Raw genomic sequence first — 16,683 nt, 5'->3', positions numbered from 1 at the left:
TTATTGTGCCTGCTGTTCTGCTTTCACAATGTGGGGTTTAATCGCCCGCAAAAACAATAAACTGGGTATCACCATCAAGGCGGTAATGATGAAAAAGGTCGACCAGTCGCCGTCCAGCTTATCCACTATGTAACCACTGCCTGATGCCAGCAGGTTTTTCCCTGCCACACTTAACGACGCCATTAACGCGTACTGGGAGGCTGAAAAGGTGCGGTTACACATCAGCGAAATGAATGCGACCATGGCAACGGTACTCCAGGCTGCTGTGAAACCGTCGACGATAATCGTCAGAGCAAATAAGGTTTTATCCGGCCCCACCCAGGCCATCAGTGAAAACATCAGGTTGCTGGCTGCCATGGCAATACCGGCAATAAACAACCCGCGATAGATGCCATAGCGGATGGTTACCATACCGCCAATGACAGAAAACAAAATGGTCACCCACCAGTTCAGCAGTTTGGAATATCCGCCAATTTCACTTTTACTGAATCCCAGCTCAATGTAGAACTGAAGACTCATGCGACCCAGAAAGGCTTCACCGATTTTAAACAGGAAGATAAAGAGCAATAGTGATAATGCCAGCCGCGTTCCGTTACGGGTAAAAAATTCGCGGAATGGCTCTGCCAGAGTAACAAAAAACCACGCGCCGGCTTTCTGCACAAAGCCTGCACTTTGCGGATCAGCGCCCAGGGCCTTCTGATAATATTCTGTTGCAGCTTTGAGCTGTGCTGCACGGTCTGTAACCGGCTCCTGTGCAAACAGGGTGAATATCATAATGGTGCCCATTACGCCGGCCAGCAATAAATAGATGTCATTCCAGGCCCAGCCTGTCCAGTCGGCAATGAAGAAAGGCAGTGCGCCCAGACCGCCGTAACCAGTCCACCAACCGGCGGTAGCCATAGATGAGCCTGCAGCCAGTTTCTCTCTTTCATCATCGTTAATAATATCGATCCGGTAAGCATCAATCGCGATATCCTGAGTAGCGGAACACAAAGCGATACTGAGACCGAAAAGGGCAACGTAGAATAATGAGTGACTGGCGTCCAGCATGCTCATCATCACACAGCAGGCTACGATGATACCCTGCATCAGAAAAATCCAGCCTTTGCGCTGACCTAGCAAGGGCAGACGGATACGATCCAGAAGGGGGGACCAGAGAAAATTTATCGCATAAACCGCAAATATACTGCCGAATAAGCTGATATCTGTACGGGATAAACCTTCATCTTTTAGCCAGGCAGTCATGACAGAACTGATCATGACCCAGGGAAAACCACTGGCAATACCGAATACGAAAATACTGAAGAGCCGCCGGTCAGCAAAGGACTGGATAAAACGCATAAGAAAACTTACCGGTCAGTAACCAAAAGAGTATTTGATCATGTAACGGGAGGAAACACAACCGCCGTAAACAATTGTGAAAGGTCGTTCAGGGACGGATGCCTACGCAGTCGAGAGGACAGGTACCTTTGCCTTCCAGAAAAGCGGTGCAGGTGGTCAGTTCTTCTACCAGAAAAGGGTCGTATTTGAGTTTTTCTTCAGACCAGAAGTGAAGTTGATGCAGTACATGCCAGAATACACGTTCTCTTTGAGTGTATGGCTGATCGAGGTCGTAATGAACCAGGCTCCATTCTTCCATAGTGTCCCAGAAGAATATTTCTACCTCAGAATGTGGTATTTCGTCTTGCCAAAAACCGCGAAGATAAAAGCATAGCTGCGCGGCCTTGGTATCAACAAATGACAAAAGCATAGTCGGCGCTGCCTGATACCCAAATGATTAGTTAGTATAGTCGTTAACCGGGTATTTTGTGTGATTTGTAAACAAAAGTAAACAGGCTTTTGATTTCCTTGTAAAAAATCACCATTGACTTCCGCTTGCCGGTTCTTTACCAGCCCAGGTAATTTACCCAGCCATAAATTTCTTTGCTGAGGCTGTTACTGAACGCCGAGTTTCCGAACGTGCTGGCGAGATTTACTGATGCACCTAACTGCTTCTGCCGGTAGTGAAGTTTTAGCGCTTTCGTGGCGTCTGTCCGGCGGATAGCAGGGGCTCCGGCAGTCCAGGGAGTCGATCCCGGCAGCTGTAAATCAAGTACCGGAAACAATGTACTGGCAAGTTGCTCTGATATATTTTGCTGCAGGCCGCTCTGGGGCCAGTAGGGACTTATCACCACGAGACCATCAGGCGGGGGCACATTATCGGTAACGGCCAGGGAAAGAAATTGCGCTGCGCCCATTCCCTGACTGATCACCAGTCTGAAACCCGGTACATCATCCACACTGCGAAAGACTGCACCGGCTATCAAAGCCATCATCGTCTGGCTCGTACCGGCATCGGCTACCGGTGAACCCGCCCAGGCCCTGGGATGCATCAGTGCACTCAGCGTATCACTATTGCTTTGCACTTCATCATTTCCGGTGCTGTCCGCAGGGGAAGCTGTTTCCGTAACAGGGGTTGTAGCCGGCGGATTTAAACTTACCGGAGACGGTACAATACGGGTGTGCCAGCCCCACTGATTAAGTCTGGCAGCCAGTTGCTGTGCATTTTGTAAGGTCAGGCCCTGGTAGCCTGTATCCATAAAAATAATCGCTACACCGCGACTGAGGGTGGTGGTGGGCTGCGCGGAGAAAACCGGAATGTCTTCTTCACCGGCGAGTACGGTTTCGTACTCAGACGGCAAATACTGCTGACGAATATCGTCTGCAAGTATGCCGGCCCGTGTACTGCCGGTCAGCAATAAAAGAACACACACTATAGAGCGGAACACTGGGACTCCGGTTAACAAATCTGGCTAAACAGGTTATCGGCAGTGCAAAGCAAAACTTAATCCGGGTTGATGTCGTCCGACCCCGGAAGTGGCAGCGTGTCAGGTTGATAGTCCATGAATGGCAAATCGCTGGTAAACCGTTTCCATTCTCCCGAAGAAGGATGTTGCAGGATCAGCGTTTCGGCATGGAGCTGAAGGCGGGGAGCCTTCGCTCTGGCCTCATCATGAGCATATAACCTGTCACCCAGGATGGGATGATCCAGTGACAGCATGTGCACCCGCAATTGATGAGAGCGGCCGGTGACCGGCAGCAGCTCAACCCAGGTTTCTCCGTCAAGACGTCTGATAACACGGTAATGTGTTAGTGAGGGCTTACCATTCTCAAAGTCTACTTTCTGTTTGGGGCGGTTAGGCCAGTCCACAATCAGTGGCAGGGTAATAATTCCTTCATCATCCGCCACTGTGCCATCGACCCTGGCGTAGTAACGCTTTTTCGTCAGCCTGTCCTGAAACTGCTTTGAGAGCCGGCGGTGAGCCTCTTTATTAAGTGCCATTACCATAATGCCGGAGGTTGCCATATCCAGCCGGTGAACCACGGTGGCAGAAGGCAGCACTTTTTGCACGCGGCTGATAAGCGCATCTTTGTGGGCGGGCTGGATACCCGTCACACTTAACAGGCCACTTTGTTTATTTGCCACCACAATGTCATTGTCGTAATACACCAGTGACAAATAAGGTGACATGGGTGGATTGTAAATAAACGGCTTTTTACCGGCAGGCATACTCACGGATTATTCACCACGATACGCAGCCCTTCCAGTTGAACTGATGCAGACTGCAGCGCGGCGGTTAAGCCCGTCAGCTGGGTCTCAATAAATTCGATTTCACTGTCCCGTATTGACGGATTCTGTGCCTGTAAATCCCGTAAGCGGCGGGCTTCTGCGCTAAGGGTTGCCTGCATGGTTTCAATGGCATCATGCTGAATTTGGTTCGCTTGTTGCTGAGCCGCTGCGGTGGCTTTTTCAATGTGCAGTGTCAGCGGTTGTTGCAATGCCTGAATCAGTTGCTGAACAATTTTTCTGCCGGCTTTACGGGGGGCATCAAAGACCAGGTCTACCGGTTTACCGTGGCCGTCGGTACAAATGCGCAGCGGTGTTGCCGGCAGGAAGCGGCCCGGTTGCAACTGGCGATCTGCATTTGCCTGAAGTACAAACAGTGACTCCAGCCAGAATGCCCCTTTCGGCAAACCTTTATCAGCGATAAACCCGACACTGGCTTTACCCAGTACATCAGTTAATACCATATCGATGGCATTGTGGACCAGCGGATGGTCCCAGCTTAAAAAGTGCACATGCTCAAGCGTGGTGGCAACGCGGCGGCGATAGGTGACTGTCATACCTTCAGGATCCAGACCCGGAAGGTGGTTAACCATCGATTCTGACGGGGTCAGAATGAAACAGTCATTACCTTTCTCTTCCTGATTAACGCCAAGGGCATCAAACAGGCGGCCCATGAAGCGGGACAGCTCAACAGATGCATCCTGCTCAACAATTTCTTCGAGCAGCCCGTCTACCTTACCTTCCCCTGACGCATTCAATTCCAGCAGACGATCGCGGCCGGCATCCAGTTTGGCTTTCAGTGTGTCATTCAGGGCTTTACTGGTGGTAACCAGTTCAGAAACCAGCGCTTCGTTTTCAGGGTCAAGACAGGCTTCCACCAATTGCGCCTGCACTTCTTCGAATACACCTGAGCCGGTGGGGCAGGTATGTGAGAAAGCACCTAACCCATCACGATACCATTTCAACAGCACTTCCTGGGCAGACTGACTGATGTAAGGCACGTGGATTTGAATATCTTTTGTCTGGCCAATGCGGTCCAGACGACCGATACGCTGTTCCAGTAAGTCCGGTGTAAGCGGTAAATCAAACAGCACCAGATGATGGGCAAACTGGAAGTTACGGCCTTCGCTGCCAATTTCACTACACAGTAAGATCTGCGCCCCTTCTTCCGGGTCGGAGAAATAGTGGGCCGCTTTATCCCGCTCTACAATACTCATGCCTTCATGAAATACACTCTGGCGAATACCGCTGCGGGTTCTGATCACTTCACCCAGTTGCTGTGCGGTGCGTTTGTCGGCACAAATCAGCAGAACTTTGGCAGGGCGGACTGAGGGTAAAAACTCCAGTAGCCAGTCAACACGGGGGTCGTTATCGGTCCAGCTGTTAACCAGCGCGCTCTGGCGCTCCGGATATAACGCGTCGAAGAGTTCCCCGCCGCAGACGGCACTGTCGTACATTTCCGGCAGAGGTAACGGATAGCTGTTCAGCATTCTTACCGGGAAACCTTCAATACCGGCGCGACGGTTACGGAATAACAACCGGCCTGTGCCGTGTGTATCAATCAGCTGGCTGAGAATGGCTTTACGTGTGGCCGGTTCATCCATATCGCTGTAGCGGCCGGTTATCTCAGGCGCGAGAGACGTGAGTTTTTCTCTTGCGTCAGCAGATAACGGCTCGTCTGTGAGTAACGGTGACACTGCCTCTGCCAGTGCACTGTACTGACTTTCTTCTTCAAGGAAGTGATTGTAATCATGGAACCTGGCAGGATCTAACAGTCGCAGTCGGGCAAAGTGACTCTCATGTCCCAGCTGATCAGGGGTAGCTGTTAACAGCAGAACGCCGGCGGTGATTTCTGCCAGCGCCTCAATGCGTTGATATTCTTCAGAAGGCGCATCTTTGGACCAGGCCAGATGATGGGCCTCGTCGACAACCAGTAAATCCCAGCCGGCATCAAGGGCTTGCTGGTGGCGTTTAGGATTGTCTTTTAAGAAACTGATACTGCACAGTACCAGCTGTTCGTTCTCAAACGGGTTCGTGCCCGACTCGTCCAGCGCATCGCAACGGCTTTCATCAAAAATAGCGAAGGCAAGATTTACCCGGCGCAGCATTTCAACCAGCCACTGATGGACCAGGGAATCCGGTACGACAATGAGTACCCGCTGGGCCCGGCCGGTTTTTAACTGGCGGTGAATAACCAGTGCGGCTTCAATGGTTTTACCCAATCCCACCTCATCGGCAAGCAATACCCGTGGTGCATGGCGGTTACCCACTTCAGAGGCAATATGTAACTGGTGAGGGATCAATTCAATCCGCGCACCAGACAAGCCAATCGTGCCTGATTTCAGGTACGCATGCTGGTGTTCCAGTGCTTTCTGGCGCAGTTCGAACCACTTTGGGGTATCGGTTTGAAAGTTAAATAAACGCTGCTCCGGCTGGTTCAGCCGGATGTGATGGTCGAGAAAGGTTTCCGGCAGTCGCGCCGTTTCTTTGGTGTCCTCACGCAATCCGTGATAAATCAGTACACCGTTGCTTTCTTCTACTTTTTGTATTTGTAAAGTCCAGCCTTCTTCGCTGGTAATGACGTCGCCTTCAGTAAAGATAAGACGGGTGAGAGGGGCGTTGTCCTTCGTGTAAATACGGCTGTCACCGGTTGCAGGAAAAAGTATCTCAACAGAACGAAAATCGACGCTGAGCACAGCCCCTAAACCTAATTCAGACTCAGTGTTACTCAACCAGCGCTGACCGGCTGAAAACGTATTTACAGAACTCATATTACCACCCTTTATTTTAGCGGCCGGTATTGTACTGAACACCGCTGTACGAATAAAGCCGTGAAGTACCATACCGGGTAAGTTTCACAGAAGTGTAGCCGAAGGCTGACGGACTGTTGATGAATTCCGGATCGGCTTTGCCACCCGCGCAATCAGAAAAGAAATTAATAGCCAAGCCGGGAAAACTGGATTATGGTTAATTTGAAGGTCGACGCGACATGGAGTTGAGCGTCCGGTTCGACACAGGCATCTTCTCCTTCGCGGGACTCTTGATTGCACGTCAGTAATCAGGCGGGCGAGGTTTTACTCTTGACGGAGCGAAGGATGCCAAGAAAAAAATCCACAGAAACAAAGATCTACGTTTTAGATACGAATATTCTGCTACACGAACCCCTTGCATTTCTCTCATTCAAAGAAAATGACGTTGTCGTTCCGATGACTGTTCTTGAAGAACTCGATTACATCAAAGACAGTAAAAAAGACGTTGCCCGTGATGCCAGAGTGTCAATCCGCTCAATGGAAGACTTACTCCATGACGCCACCCCGGAAGACATGCTGGCAGGCGTATCCCTTGAAGGGCTGGGTGCAGGAGAAAATAAACCCACTGGTGCACTGTCTATTTTCGCTGATTTGAATATGGCTGAATCCCAGCAAATATTTACCAGCAACGAAAATGACAACCGTATTATCAATGTGGCGCTGCATCTGCAGAAAACCTATGCACCCCAGCAAGTTGTGCTGGTGACGAAAGATCTGAACATGCGCCTGAAAGCAAAAGGCGCAGGGCTTGCTCACGTAGAAGACTACCGTACCGACCAGCTCATCACAGACATTAAATACTTGTCGAAGGGTTTCCATAAATTTGAAGGCAATTTCTGGGAAAAGGTGAAATCGGTGGAAAGCCGCTCTGAAGGCAGAGACACCATCCACACGATCCCCCGTAATGTCATGGAAGATCCCTATATCAACGAATACCTGCTGGACGATACGCAGCAGTTCGCCGGTATTGTTGAGGATATGACTTCTGACACGCTGGAAGTGCTCGATTTAGGTTATGAGCGCTTGATGAGCCGCCATGCATGGGGCATATCTCCTAAAAATATTGGCCAGGCAATGGCACTGCACTCGCTGCTGGACCCGCATATAGACCTGGTTATTCTTACCGGGCCTGCCGGTAGCGGTAAAACATTGCTGGCGCTGGCTGCCGCCCTTGAAATGGTGGTAGAGAAGAACATGTACGATAAAATTATCGTTACCCGTTCTACGCCGGAAATTGCTGAGTCCATCGGTTTCCTGCCGGGCACTGAGGAAGAGAAGATGGCCCCCTGGCTGGCAGCCATCACCGATTCGCTGGAAGTTTTGCATAAGCATGATGAAAACGCGAAAAGCTCGATGAACTACATCATGGAGAAAGCGAACATCCAGTTTAAGTCAGTAAACTTTATGCGAGGGCGAAGCATCCAGAACTCCATAGTTATTCTGGATGAATCGCAAAACCTGACGGCTGCCCAACTGAAAACCATTATTACCCGGTGCGGGGAGGGCACTAAGCTGATTTGTTCGGGTAACCTGGCACAGATAGATAGCAATTATCTGTCAGCGGTAACATCGGGGCTGACCTATCTGGTAGAAAGGTTCAAGAATTTCTCTGGCAGCGCCACGATTAATCTGGACGGGGTGGTACGCTCACGTCTGGCAGAGTTTGCCGAGCAGGAACTCTGAGCTGAATGATTCCTTTCAGGCCGCCTCTGCGCGGCCTTTTTTACTGAATTTCTTCCAACGTATATTTTTTCTGTGCTACGGCAAATTCAGAGGTTGGCGCAATTTCACCCACTTCGTATAACGCCGGGCCGGTGGGTTCAATCAACACGTATGTTTTGCCGTCGGCTTTTATGGTTCTCTCGCCTTTGCGTGGTGTAAGTGCTATGCCCAGCAGGGCGTGGTCGGGCAATAACACCAGTACCATGGCGGTGTCCGGCAGAAAGGCTCTGGCTATGGAAGCGGTTAATACGGATTTGCTGTCACAGTCACCACGGTTTTCAGCCAGCAACTGGGCGGGTGGCGCAAAGCCTGAACCGTTACTTTGTGCCCGGTTATCCAATGCGTCGTAGGGAATGCTTTGCACCCAACTGAGCAGTATATTGAAATATTCTCTGGCATCAGCCTGGGCATTCACTTTCTCGTAAAATGCCTGTGAGAGCGGGATCAGTGTGCCGGTCATCTCGTTAATGTACCTTATATGATCCGGCTTGATGGCTTCCTGATTAAATGATGTGCGGTAGCGTGTGTAGTAGTGCTGGTGCAGGTAATCGTTGAATGCTTTTTCCTTCGCTTGCGCCAGCTGGCCCTGAATAACTGCCAGTTTTTCCTTATTACGGGATTTTACTTTTATTGAAACTTTGTCGCCCTGTTGCCTGATTTGAATATTGGCATCTTTAGGGTTGAACTGACGGGCCACATTCAGCAGCTCTACCGTTACATATCGCATGGCAAGCTCAGGACGGTAATTTTTCTGTTCCCGTGGTCCCGCTGCCAGCTTTTTGTTATCCAGCGCAAAACTGACAGACTGGATTCTGTCCTGAGCATCAAGCCACTTGTACTGGTACGTTGTCTGGCCGCCGGCAGTATTTTTTTTAAAAGCCGTTTGTTCTGCTATGGCGCCGGTAGCGGCAAACATAAAACAAAACAACCACCACCGGAGCAGAGAGATATTCATATCAGATCGTATCCATTTGCGCCGGGGCGCAATGCGTCAAAATCCGCCGGAACAATATGCCCGGCAATTACACAGAGTATGGAACAAAACCTGAATTTAACAAAGGGTTAAGCAGTAAACCAGTCCAGCTTATTATGCAGTGTGACTACGCTGCCCACAATAATGAGTGTAGGGGGCTTCATTTCATCCAGTTGCGGATGAGCGGTGATAGTATCCAGAGTACCGGTAATGACTTTCTGAGACTCTCTGGTTGCTTCCTGAACCAGTGCAATGGGCGTGGAAGCAGATAAACCGTGTTCAATCAGCTTGCTGCAAATAACAGGCAGGCCGGTGAGACCCATGTAGAACACGATAGTCTGATTTTGATGGGCCAGGGCCGGCCAGTTCAAATCAATGGTGCCGTTTTTCAGATGGCCGGTAGCAAAGGTAACAGACTGGGCATGATCCCGGTGAGTTAACGGAATACCGGCATAAGTACTGGCACCGCTGGCTGCGGTGATGCCGGGCACGACCTGAAAATCGATACCGGCGGCTATCAGTTCTTCGATTTCTTCGCCGCCACGGCCAAAGATAAACGGGTCGCCACCCTTCAGACGGACAACACGGTTACCTTTTTTCGCTTCTTCGACCATCAGTGAATTGATTTGCTCCTGAGGCAGAGTATGGTTACTTTTCGCCTTGCCCACATAGATCTTTTCTGCGTCCCGGCGCACCAGCTCCAGAATGGCAGGAGACACCAGCCGGTCGTAAACCACGACATCCGCTTTTTGCATCAGGCGCAGGGCGCGGAATGTCAGCAGATCAGGATCACCCGGGCCGGCACCCACCAGGTATACCTGACCTTCAATTTTTTGTTCGCTTTGCGCTGCCGATAAGGCTTCGAGAAAACGTGCATCAGCTTTTTCTGGCTGGCCTTTTTCAACCAGTTCAGCGATATCACCGTCTAATACATCTTCCCAGAAATACCGTCTGGCCGTTACGCCTTTCAGTGACGACTTCACTTTCTCACGGAATTTCTCAGAAAATGCGCCCAGACGGGAGATATTTGCCGGTATCACTGACTCCAGCTTCTGACGTAAATAACGCAATAATACCGGAGCGACACCACCACTGCTCATTGCAATAACAATGGGGGAACGGTCAATAATCGAGGGCGTGATGAACTGGCAAAGTGGTGTGTTATCTACCACATTAACCAGAATGCCTTTTTCACGGGCAATATCATGTATATGCTGATTAATATCGGTTTCGCTGGTGGCCACAAATACCATTTGCTGCTCGGTCAGATCAGTATCCGCAAATTCACGTTCAATGAGTGTGACCCGGGGATTATCCGCGTAGGATTTTACGGTGTCGCACATCCATGGCGCGACAACAGTCACGCTGGCTTCGGATTTCAGGATCAATTCCAGTTTTCGGGCTGCCACTTCTCCGGCACCTACGATCAGGCAATGAGATTGTTGAGTGTCGATAAATAACGGGAAGTAACGCATGTGCCTGTGGATCCTGTAACGCAGATAATAACGCAGTGGTGATAGGACTATTTTGACGGGATTCCACGGAAAGAAAAGAGTTGTTTTGTGCCTTCTTATTTCCAAATGGCATATAAAAAAGGCAAGCTATAACGCTTGCCTTTAATCATTTAGTTTTTGCGGGGAGCCCGACGCTTTGGCGGCGTATCTGACCACTCGCGGATAGACAACTTCTGTCCGGCTACGCGGGTGTTCTGCAGCAGCTCTTTGGTTTCACGGGGCATGCCCTGAGGCAAATCAACGGTGCTGAATTTATCATAAATTTCGATAGCACCAATGTTCTTGCTGTTGATATTCCCTTCGTTAGCAATTGCACCAACAATGTTACCGGGCTTGGCACCGTGAGTATGACCAACATCAATACGGTAACGCTGCATGCCGGCTTCAGGTTTGCTTGAAGCGCGCTTACCACGACGGTCGCCTCTGTCACCTCGGGGGCCACGGTCGCCACGATCACGGGGCCCGCGGTCACCACGATCTTCCCGTTGTGGTTTGCTGTGCAAATCAGGACGGTCAGATTCTTTCAGTAACAGCGGTTCGTCACCTTGTGCCAGTTTGATCAGTGCGGCAATCAAACGCTCAGGCGAAGCTTCTGTTTCCTGTTGCAAAGATTCCACGATAGGCATCAGAGATTCCAGGCTGTCATCACTGGTTGCTTCGCTCACCGCTTGCTTGAACTTGCTCAGGCGCGTTTCGTTCAATTCATTAATTGAAGGAATCGGCATACGCTCAATGGGCTGACGCGTGGTTTTCTCAATGGCGAAAAGTAAACGCTTTTCACGGTGAGAAATGAACAGAATTGCTTCACCACTACGACCTGCACGGCCTGTACGACCGATACGGTGTACGTATGACTCTGTATCGTAAGGAATATCAAAGTTAACAACGTGGCTTACACGTTCAACGTCAAGACCACGGGCAACAACGTCTGTTGCAACCAGAATGTCGATAGTTCCCTGCTTGAGTTTTTCTACTGTGCGTTCACGGGCATTCTGCGGGATATCACCGTTCAGTGGCTCAACATCGTAGCCACGGGCAGACAATTTGTCAGATAACTCAACAGTCGCCGTTTTCGTACGTACGAAAATGATCATGCCGTCAAACGGCTCCACTTCCATAATACGGGTTAACGCTTCCAGCTTATGGTGTGGTGCAACCTGGCAGTAACGCTGACGGATGGTGCTGGCCGTTGAAACTTTCGATTCAATTTTAACGTGCTTCGGATTTTTCAGATAACGCTGGGTAATCTTTTTGATTGGTCCGGGCATGGTTGCCGAGAACAGCGCTGTCTGCTTTTCTTCCGGAGCATGACTTAAGATGGTTTCAACATCATCGATGAAGCCCATGCGCAGCATTTCGTCAGCTTCGTCGAGAACCAGAAACTTCAGTTCACTTAAGTTTAATGTTTTGCGGTTAATATGGTCGATGATTCGGCCCGGGGTACCAACGACAACCTGTACGCCACGCTTAAGCTGACGAATTTGGTTATCGTAAGACTGACCACCGTATACAGGCAGTACCTTAATTTTTTGCGAAAAGCTGGCATAAACCTGAAAAGCTTCCGCCACCTGAATAGCGAGTTCGCGGGTTGGAGCAAGTACCAGCAATTGCGGTAACTTTGCTTCCGGGTCGATATTTGCGAGCATTGGAAGGGCAAAGGCCGCAGTCTTACCTGTACCTGTTTGCGCCTGACCTAACAGGTCATGGCCTTCAAGCAGTAGCGGGATACTTTCAGCCTGGATAGGGGATGGCTTTTCATAGCCAACTTTCTCCAGAGCCTGTAGTATGCTTTCTGGTAAGTTAAGGTCTTTAAATGTCAGCTCGACAGTATTGGTCATTAATGATCCTGAATGATTATATGAAAGAGGTGGGCACGGCACACGCCGGCACGATTACCCGGAGTACCCCTGAATCATGTATCTTCTGTGAATCATGTATCTTGAGGTGGCGCGGGCTGTTTTACTAAAGAGGTATTATATTCCAGATAGGAGTGGAATACCAAACAAGAAAGTAAAGGTACAAAGGATGAATTATAACAAAACAGGAAAACGGATAATAGTGCCTCTGGCGATTGCTGCATGTTTATCTGCGGGTCTCACCGGCTGCGGCAAAAAATCCACAGAAGAACACCTTGAAGCTGCGAAGCAGTTCGCCAATGCGAATAACAGTGATGCTGCCATTATCGAGTTTAAAAACGCGATAAAAAGTAATCCTAAAGCACCTGAACCCCGTTTCGAACTGGGTAAATATTATCTGCAAACCGGTGACTTTGACGGCGCTGAAAAAGAGCTTAACCGTGCACTGGATCTGGGGCAGTCTGCCTCGGAAGTGATTCCTTATCTCTCTGTGGCCTACCAGAAAACCGGTGCTGAAAATGCGCTGGCCGGTGTTGATTTTCAAATGGAAGGCATGACGGCTGTCGAATCTGCAGAAGTTGGCTTCTACAAAATGCAGGCCATGGCGCAACTGGGCAAAAATGAAGATGCGCTGGCGCTGATTGATCAGTTAGAAACCCTCGATACCAGTTCAGTGTATAAGGGGCTGGCGTTAACTTACCGCGATATTATCAATGAGAATGCAGAAGGTGCGCTCTCATCATTAAAAGCCCTGCGTGAGCAGGCACCGCAAAACAAAGATGTGTTGCAACAGTTGGGCAAACTGGCGCTGGCGACAGGTGATAAAGCGCTTGCCATGGATGCCTTCGGAGACTACGTAGAAGGTAACCCCACTGATGCAACCAGTAAATTTGCTTACATCACGCTGCTAATCGAAGCAGGAAAAACTGAAGATGCCGACCCGATGGTCACGGAACTGCTGAACAATAACCCTCAGCATCCGTTACTTAACCAGTATAAAGGTATCATCGAAGCTAATGCCGGCAACTATGAAAAAGCAATGAGTTTCCTTGAAACTGCCATGCGTAATGGCAATAACAATCCGGCGATTAGGTTACTGGGCGGCTATGTGGCCTATCAGATGCAGGATTTTGCCGCAGCCAATGAGTACCTGTCTGAGGTGGCGCCTGCTTTACCTGCCGATCATCCTGCGTTACGCATGCTGGCCGACAGCTTACTACAGATGGGGCAGGGAGAAGACGCATCACAGATCCTGAACCGGGTAGAAGTTGACGGTGAAGCCGGTGCATCACTGTTTTCAAAAGCCGGTTATCAGTTGTTACGCCAGGGCAACGTGGTAGACGCCAAAGCCATGATTGAAAAATCCGGCACCATGAGTGAAACCGCGGAAGACCTTGCCAGACTTGGTGTGCTGCAGTTATCGGTTAATGATATCGACGGGTTAGTGAATCTGGAAGCTGCCGCTAAAATGGCGCCGGAGTCTGTCGTGACGCAACGTACGTTGATCACGGCTTATATGACCACGAACAAACTCGATAAAGCGAAAGCAGCATCGCTGGAATGGGCTGAAAAAGAACCGGACAACCACACGCCACACTTATTCCTGGCGGAAATTGCGTTTAAGCAGGGTGACAAAGAAGGGGCTCTGGCTGAAATTGAAAAAGCAAAGGCGCTTAATCCCGGTACCACTGAAATCGATCTGGTACAGGCCAGATTACTTCTGTCTGAAAGCGACGTGCCGGCAGCAGTAGCGGTGTTAAATGATATTCTTAAAAAAGAGCCGGGTAATGTACAGGCGAGAGATGTGTTATACACAGTTGCTGTACAGACTAATGAAGCTGATGCCGCCGCCGTTGCACAGGGTGTTTATGATCAGCTCCAGAAAACGCCGGATGATCTGAATTTACGTTTATTAGCGGGCCGTATCGCCTTTGCCAATAACGAAGATGACAGAGTGATGAGTTTGCTGGCGCCGGTACAGGCTACGGTCAAGACGCCTAAGTTATACTGGAACCTTAAAGGTCAGACGCTTATCCGTCAGAACGACGTGAAAGGCGCTGCGGCACATTACGATGCGTGGCTGAAACTCTATCCTCAGGATAAAACTGCTGTGCTGGGAATGTTGTTACTGTTAGATGCACAGCAACAATATCAGCAGGGGCTGAATCTCACTAATTCATTTCTGGCGAAACAGCCTGACAGTCAGGTCAAATTACTGAAAGCCCATTTTCTGGCTATGACCCGCCAACCTAAGCCTGCAAAGGCGATTCTGGATGATATGCCGGAAAACGTTAAGGCGTTGCCCTTTGTTCGCAGTATTTACGCCCGTGTTGCTATTTTGGAAGGTAAGAGCGCGGATGCTGTGAAAGATGCCATGACAGCATATGACGCCAATCCGAACAGCCAGAATGCGTTGCTGGTAGTTGCAGCATACGAAACGTCTGGTCAGGCACCAAAGGTTAACCCGTTCATAGACAGTCACCTTGAGGCACATCCGGCTGATATCCGCATTGCCATGTTAAAGGCCGAGCGGTTGATCGGCTCCGATAAAGAAGGGGCGAAATCTGTGTACGCCGGTATTTTAGAGCAAATGCCGGAGAACTTTGTGGTACTGAATAACCTGGCTTACCTGTATTACGAAGATGGTGAACTGAATAAGGCCATGGAACTGGCCCGTAAAGCCGTTGGCCTGCAGCCTAAAAATGCGGATTCAGTTGATACACTGGCGCAGATCCTTATTCAGCAGGACAAGTATGAGGAATCACTGTCTTTGTATGAGTCGGTGGTCAATGATCAGCCTGTTGCCGATATTGTGTATCTGAACTACGTTCAACTGCTGCTTGATATGGGCAAAAAGGAAGTCGCACGCCGTAAAATGCGCAATCAGGAATTCACGACAACCGACGGGCAGAAGCGGGCGGAACGTATCCGCGTTCGCTACAGTCTGTGAACACCTGGTATTGAAGGGTAAACAAAAATCCCCGCTGAGTCGTCAGCGGGGATTTTTTTATGCTTCACAGTGATGGATTAAACAGCTCAGTCCGGAGATTTTTGCAACTTGTTTACTGTCTCACGGAGTGATTTCAGTTCAGCCATCACATCATTCAGCGTGGGCTCATTATTTTCAGCTGCGGCTTCACGGCGGGCGGCAGCGTTTTCCTGTTCCATCACACCTACTACAATACCAATTACCATATTGAGGAAGGCAAACGCCGTAAAGAAGATAAAAGTGAGATAGTACAGCCAGCTGAGCGGGTACACTGCCATGGTCTCGTACATGACATCCGTCCAGTCTTCAAAGGTCATTACCCTGAACAGCGTCAGCATGGAAATAGTGATATCGCCCCATAGCTCACTGTTTATTTGCTCAAATAAAGTGCTGCCAACGGCGGCATAGATGTAAAAGATGATAAACATCAGCAGCATGACATAGCCAAGTTGAGGCAAGGCTTTTACCAGCGACACCAGTAAGATCCGCAGTTCGGGTATGATGGAAATCATCCTTAAAACCCTGAACACCCTGACCAGCCGGCCTACGAGAGCAAGATCGGTGCTTTCAGCCGGGATAAGGCTGACAATCACAATCAAGGTATCAAACCAGTTCCAGAAACTTTTGAAGAACTGCTTTTTGTTTTTCTCGGCCAGAAAGCGGATGGTGATTTCCGTCAGGAAAAAGGCACTGATAAACCAGTCGAGTATTAATGTTACCGAGGCAAAACCTCTTGGCATATCATAGGTTTTGGCGCCGACCAGTAAGGCGGAGATAATGATGACTGAGATAACAAAAATCTCAAATGTCTTATTAGAACGGATCCGTTCAAAGCGATTCTGGAGTTCAGTGGCTTTCATGATGTTGGCAAAATTACTACTTAAGTATAAATATTAAGAATCAAGAGTGTTTCAAAAATGCAGTTGGTTTTTCTACAATGTCATTAACGTTAACATCATCGAAGGCATGTATAATGGATGACTCATTATCAGGCTTGCAAGGAAAATTGCTGGATACCAGTGAAAAACTGGAGAATTTTATTCCCACTTCAGAGCATGCTTCCTCGCTGAAAGAGGACCTGCATGACTTGCTATCCATGCTTTCTGCGTTGCAATCCCGTTCAGCAAACGCCGGCCAGTAATCTTATTTCATATACATACAAAAATGTATGGTCCGCCTCGTTATTGCAACAGTAAATGTCGATAACGGGGT

General features: G+C 49.4%; 12 protein-coding genes. 3 read left to right on the top strand and 9 right to left on the bottom strand.

What is annotated here, in order from left to right:
• From AC4PME_RS14880 to rapA, 5 genes are all read right to left on the bottom strand, one after another.
• A complete protein-coding gene (locus AC4PME_RS14880; RefSeq protein WP_119500015.1) occupies nucleotides 1–1,341 on the bottom strand; it encodes an AmpG family muropeptide MFS transporter in 1,341 nt (446 codons plus the stop codon).
• Between the two features lie 88 nt (nucleotides 1,342–1,429).
• The gene (locus AC4PME_RS14875; protein WP_119500016.1) at nucleotides 1,430–1,750 is read right to left on the bottom strand and encodes a hypothetical protein; all 321 of its coding nucleotides are present in this window, start codon (nucleotides 1,748–1,750) and stop codon (nucleotides 1,430–1,432) included.
• A gap of 136 nt (nucleotides 1,751–1,886) precedes the next feature.
• Nucleotides 1,887–2,768 carry a DUF3530 family protein gene (locus tag AC4PME_RS14870; protein WP_161599087.1) on the bottom strand — a complete coding sequence of 294 codons (882 nt, stop codon included), beginning with the start codon at nucleotides 2,766–2,768 and terminating at the stop codon, nucleotides 1,887–1,889.
• Nucleotides 2,769–2,824: 56 nt separating this feature from the next.
• Nucleotides 2,825–3,550: a pseudouridine synthase gene (locus AC4PME_RS14865; protein ID WP_491045771.1), complete on the bottom strand. Its 726-nt coding sequence runs from the start codon at nucleotides 3,548–3,550 to the stop codon at nucleotides 2,825–2,827.
• A 2-nt stretch (nucleotides 3,551–3,552) separates the two neighbouring features.
• Nucleotides 3,553–6,378 (bottom strand): RNA polymerase-associated protein RapA, encoded by a 2,826-nt coding sequence (rapA, locus tag AC4PME_RS14860; RefSeq protein WP_491045727.1) that lies wholly within the window; start codon nucleotides 6,376–6,378, stop codon nucleotides 3,553–3,555.
• 324 nt (nucleotides 6,379–6,702) lie between these two features.
• On the opposite strand from rapA, the gene AC4PME_RS14855 reads away from it, so the two are divergent.
• Entirely contained in the window at nucleotides 6,703–8,100 is a 1,398-nt protein-coding gene (locus AC4PME_RS14855) for a PhoH family protein (protein ID WP_119500020.1), read from the top strand.
• A gap of 40 nt (nucleotides 8,101–8,140) precedes the next feature.
• Here the strand turns inward: AC4PME_RS14855 and AC4PME_RS14850 are convergent, their stop codons facing one another.
• The 3 genes from AC4PME_RS14850 to AC4PME_RS14840 all read right to left on the bottom strand — a co-directional run bounded on the left by AC4PME_RS14850 (nucleotide 8,141) and on the right by AC4PME_RS14840 (nucleotide 12,464).
• The gene (locus AC4PME_RS14850; RefSeq protein ID WP_491045726.1) at nucleotides 8,141–9,094 is read right to left on the bottom strand and encodes a hypothetical protein; all 954 of its coding nucleotides are present in this window, start codon (nucleotides 9,092–9,094) and stop codon (nucleotides 8,141–8,143) included.
• Between the two features lie 107 nt (nucleotides 9,095–9,201).
• The gene (cysG, locus tag AC4PME_RS14845; RefSeq protein ID WP_491045725.1) at nucleotides 9,202–10,587 is read right to left on the bottom strand and encodes a siroheme synthase CysG; all 1,386 of its coding nucleotides are present in this window, start codon (nucleotides 10,585–10,587) and stop codon (nucleotides 9,202–9,204) included.
• A gap of 149 nt (nucleotides 10,588–10,736) precedes the next feature.
• On the bottom strand, nucleotides 10,737–12,464 hold the full coding sequence (locus tag AC4PME_RS14840) for a DEAD/DEAH box helicase (RefSeq protein WP_119500022.1): 1,728 nt from the start codon (nucleotides 12,462–12,464) through the stop codon (nucleotides 10,737–10,739).
• 187 nt (nucleotides 12,465–12,651) lie between these two features.
• On the opposite strand from AC4PME_RS14840, the gene prsT reads away from it, so the two are divergent.
• The gene (gene prsT, locus AC4PME_RS14835; RefSeq protein WP_490708335.1) at nucleotides 12,652–15,432 is read left to right on the top strand and encodes an XrtA/PEP-CTERM system TPR-repeat protein PrsT; all 2,781 of its coding nucleotides are present in this window, start codon (nucleotides 12,652–12,654) and stop codon (nucleotides 15,430–15,432) included.
• An 86-nt stretch (nucleotides 15,433–15,518) separates the two neighbouring features.
• Here prsT and AC4PME_RS14830 read toward each other — a convergent pair whose 3' ends face one another.
• The gene (locus tag AC4PME_RS14830; RefSeq protein WP_119500024.1) at nucleotides 15,519–16,331 is read right to left on the bottom strand and encodes an ion transporter; all 813 of its coding nucleotides are present in this window, start codon (nucleotides 16,329–16,331) and stop codon (nucleotides 15,519–15,521) included.
• Between the two features lie 113 nt (nucleotides 16,332–16,444).
• Here AC4PME_RS14830 and AC4PME_RS14825 point away from each other — a divergent pair, with 113 nt between their 5' ends.
• Nucleotides 16,445–16,612: a hypothetical protein gene (locus AC4PME_RS14825; RefSeq protein ID WP_161599088.1), complete on the top strand. Its 168-nt coding sequence runs from the start codon at nucleotides 16,445–16,447 to the stop codon at nucleotides 16,610–16,612.
• Nucleotides 16,613–16,683 lie beyond the last annotated feature (71 nt).

It is taken from the genome of Alteromonas sp. (genome assembly GCF_984505615.1).
This window is presented reverse-complemented; position numbering and strand designations above follow the sequence as displayed.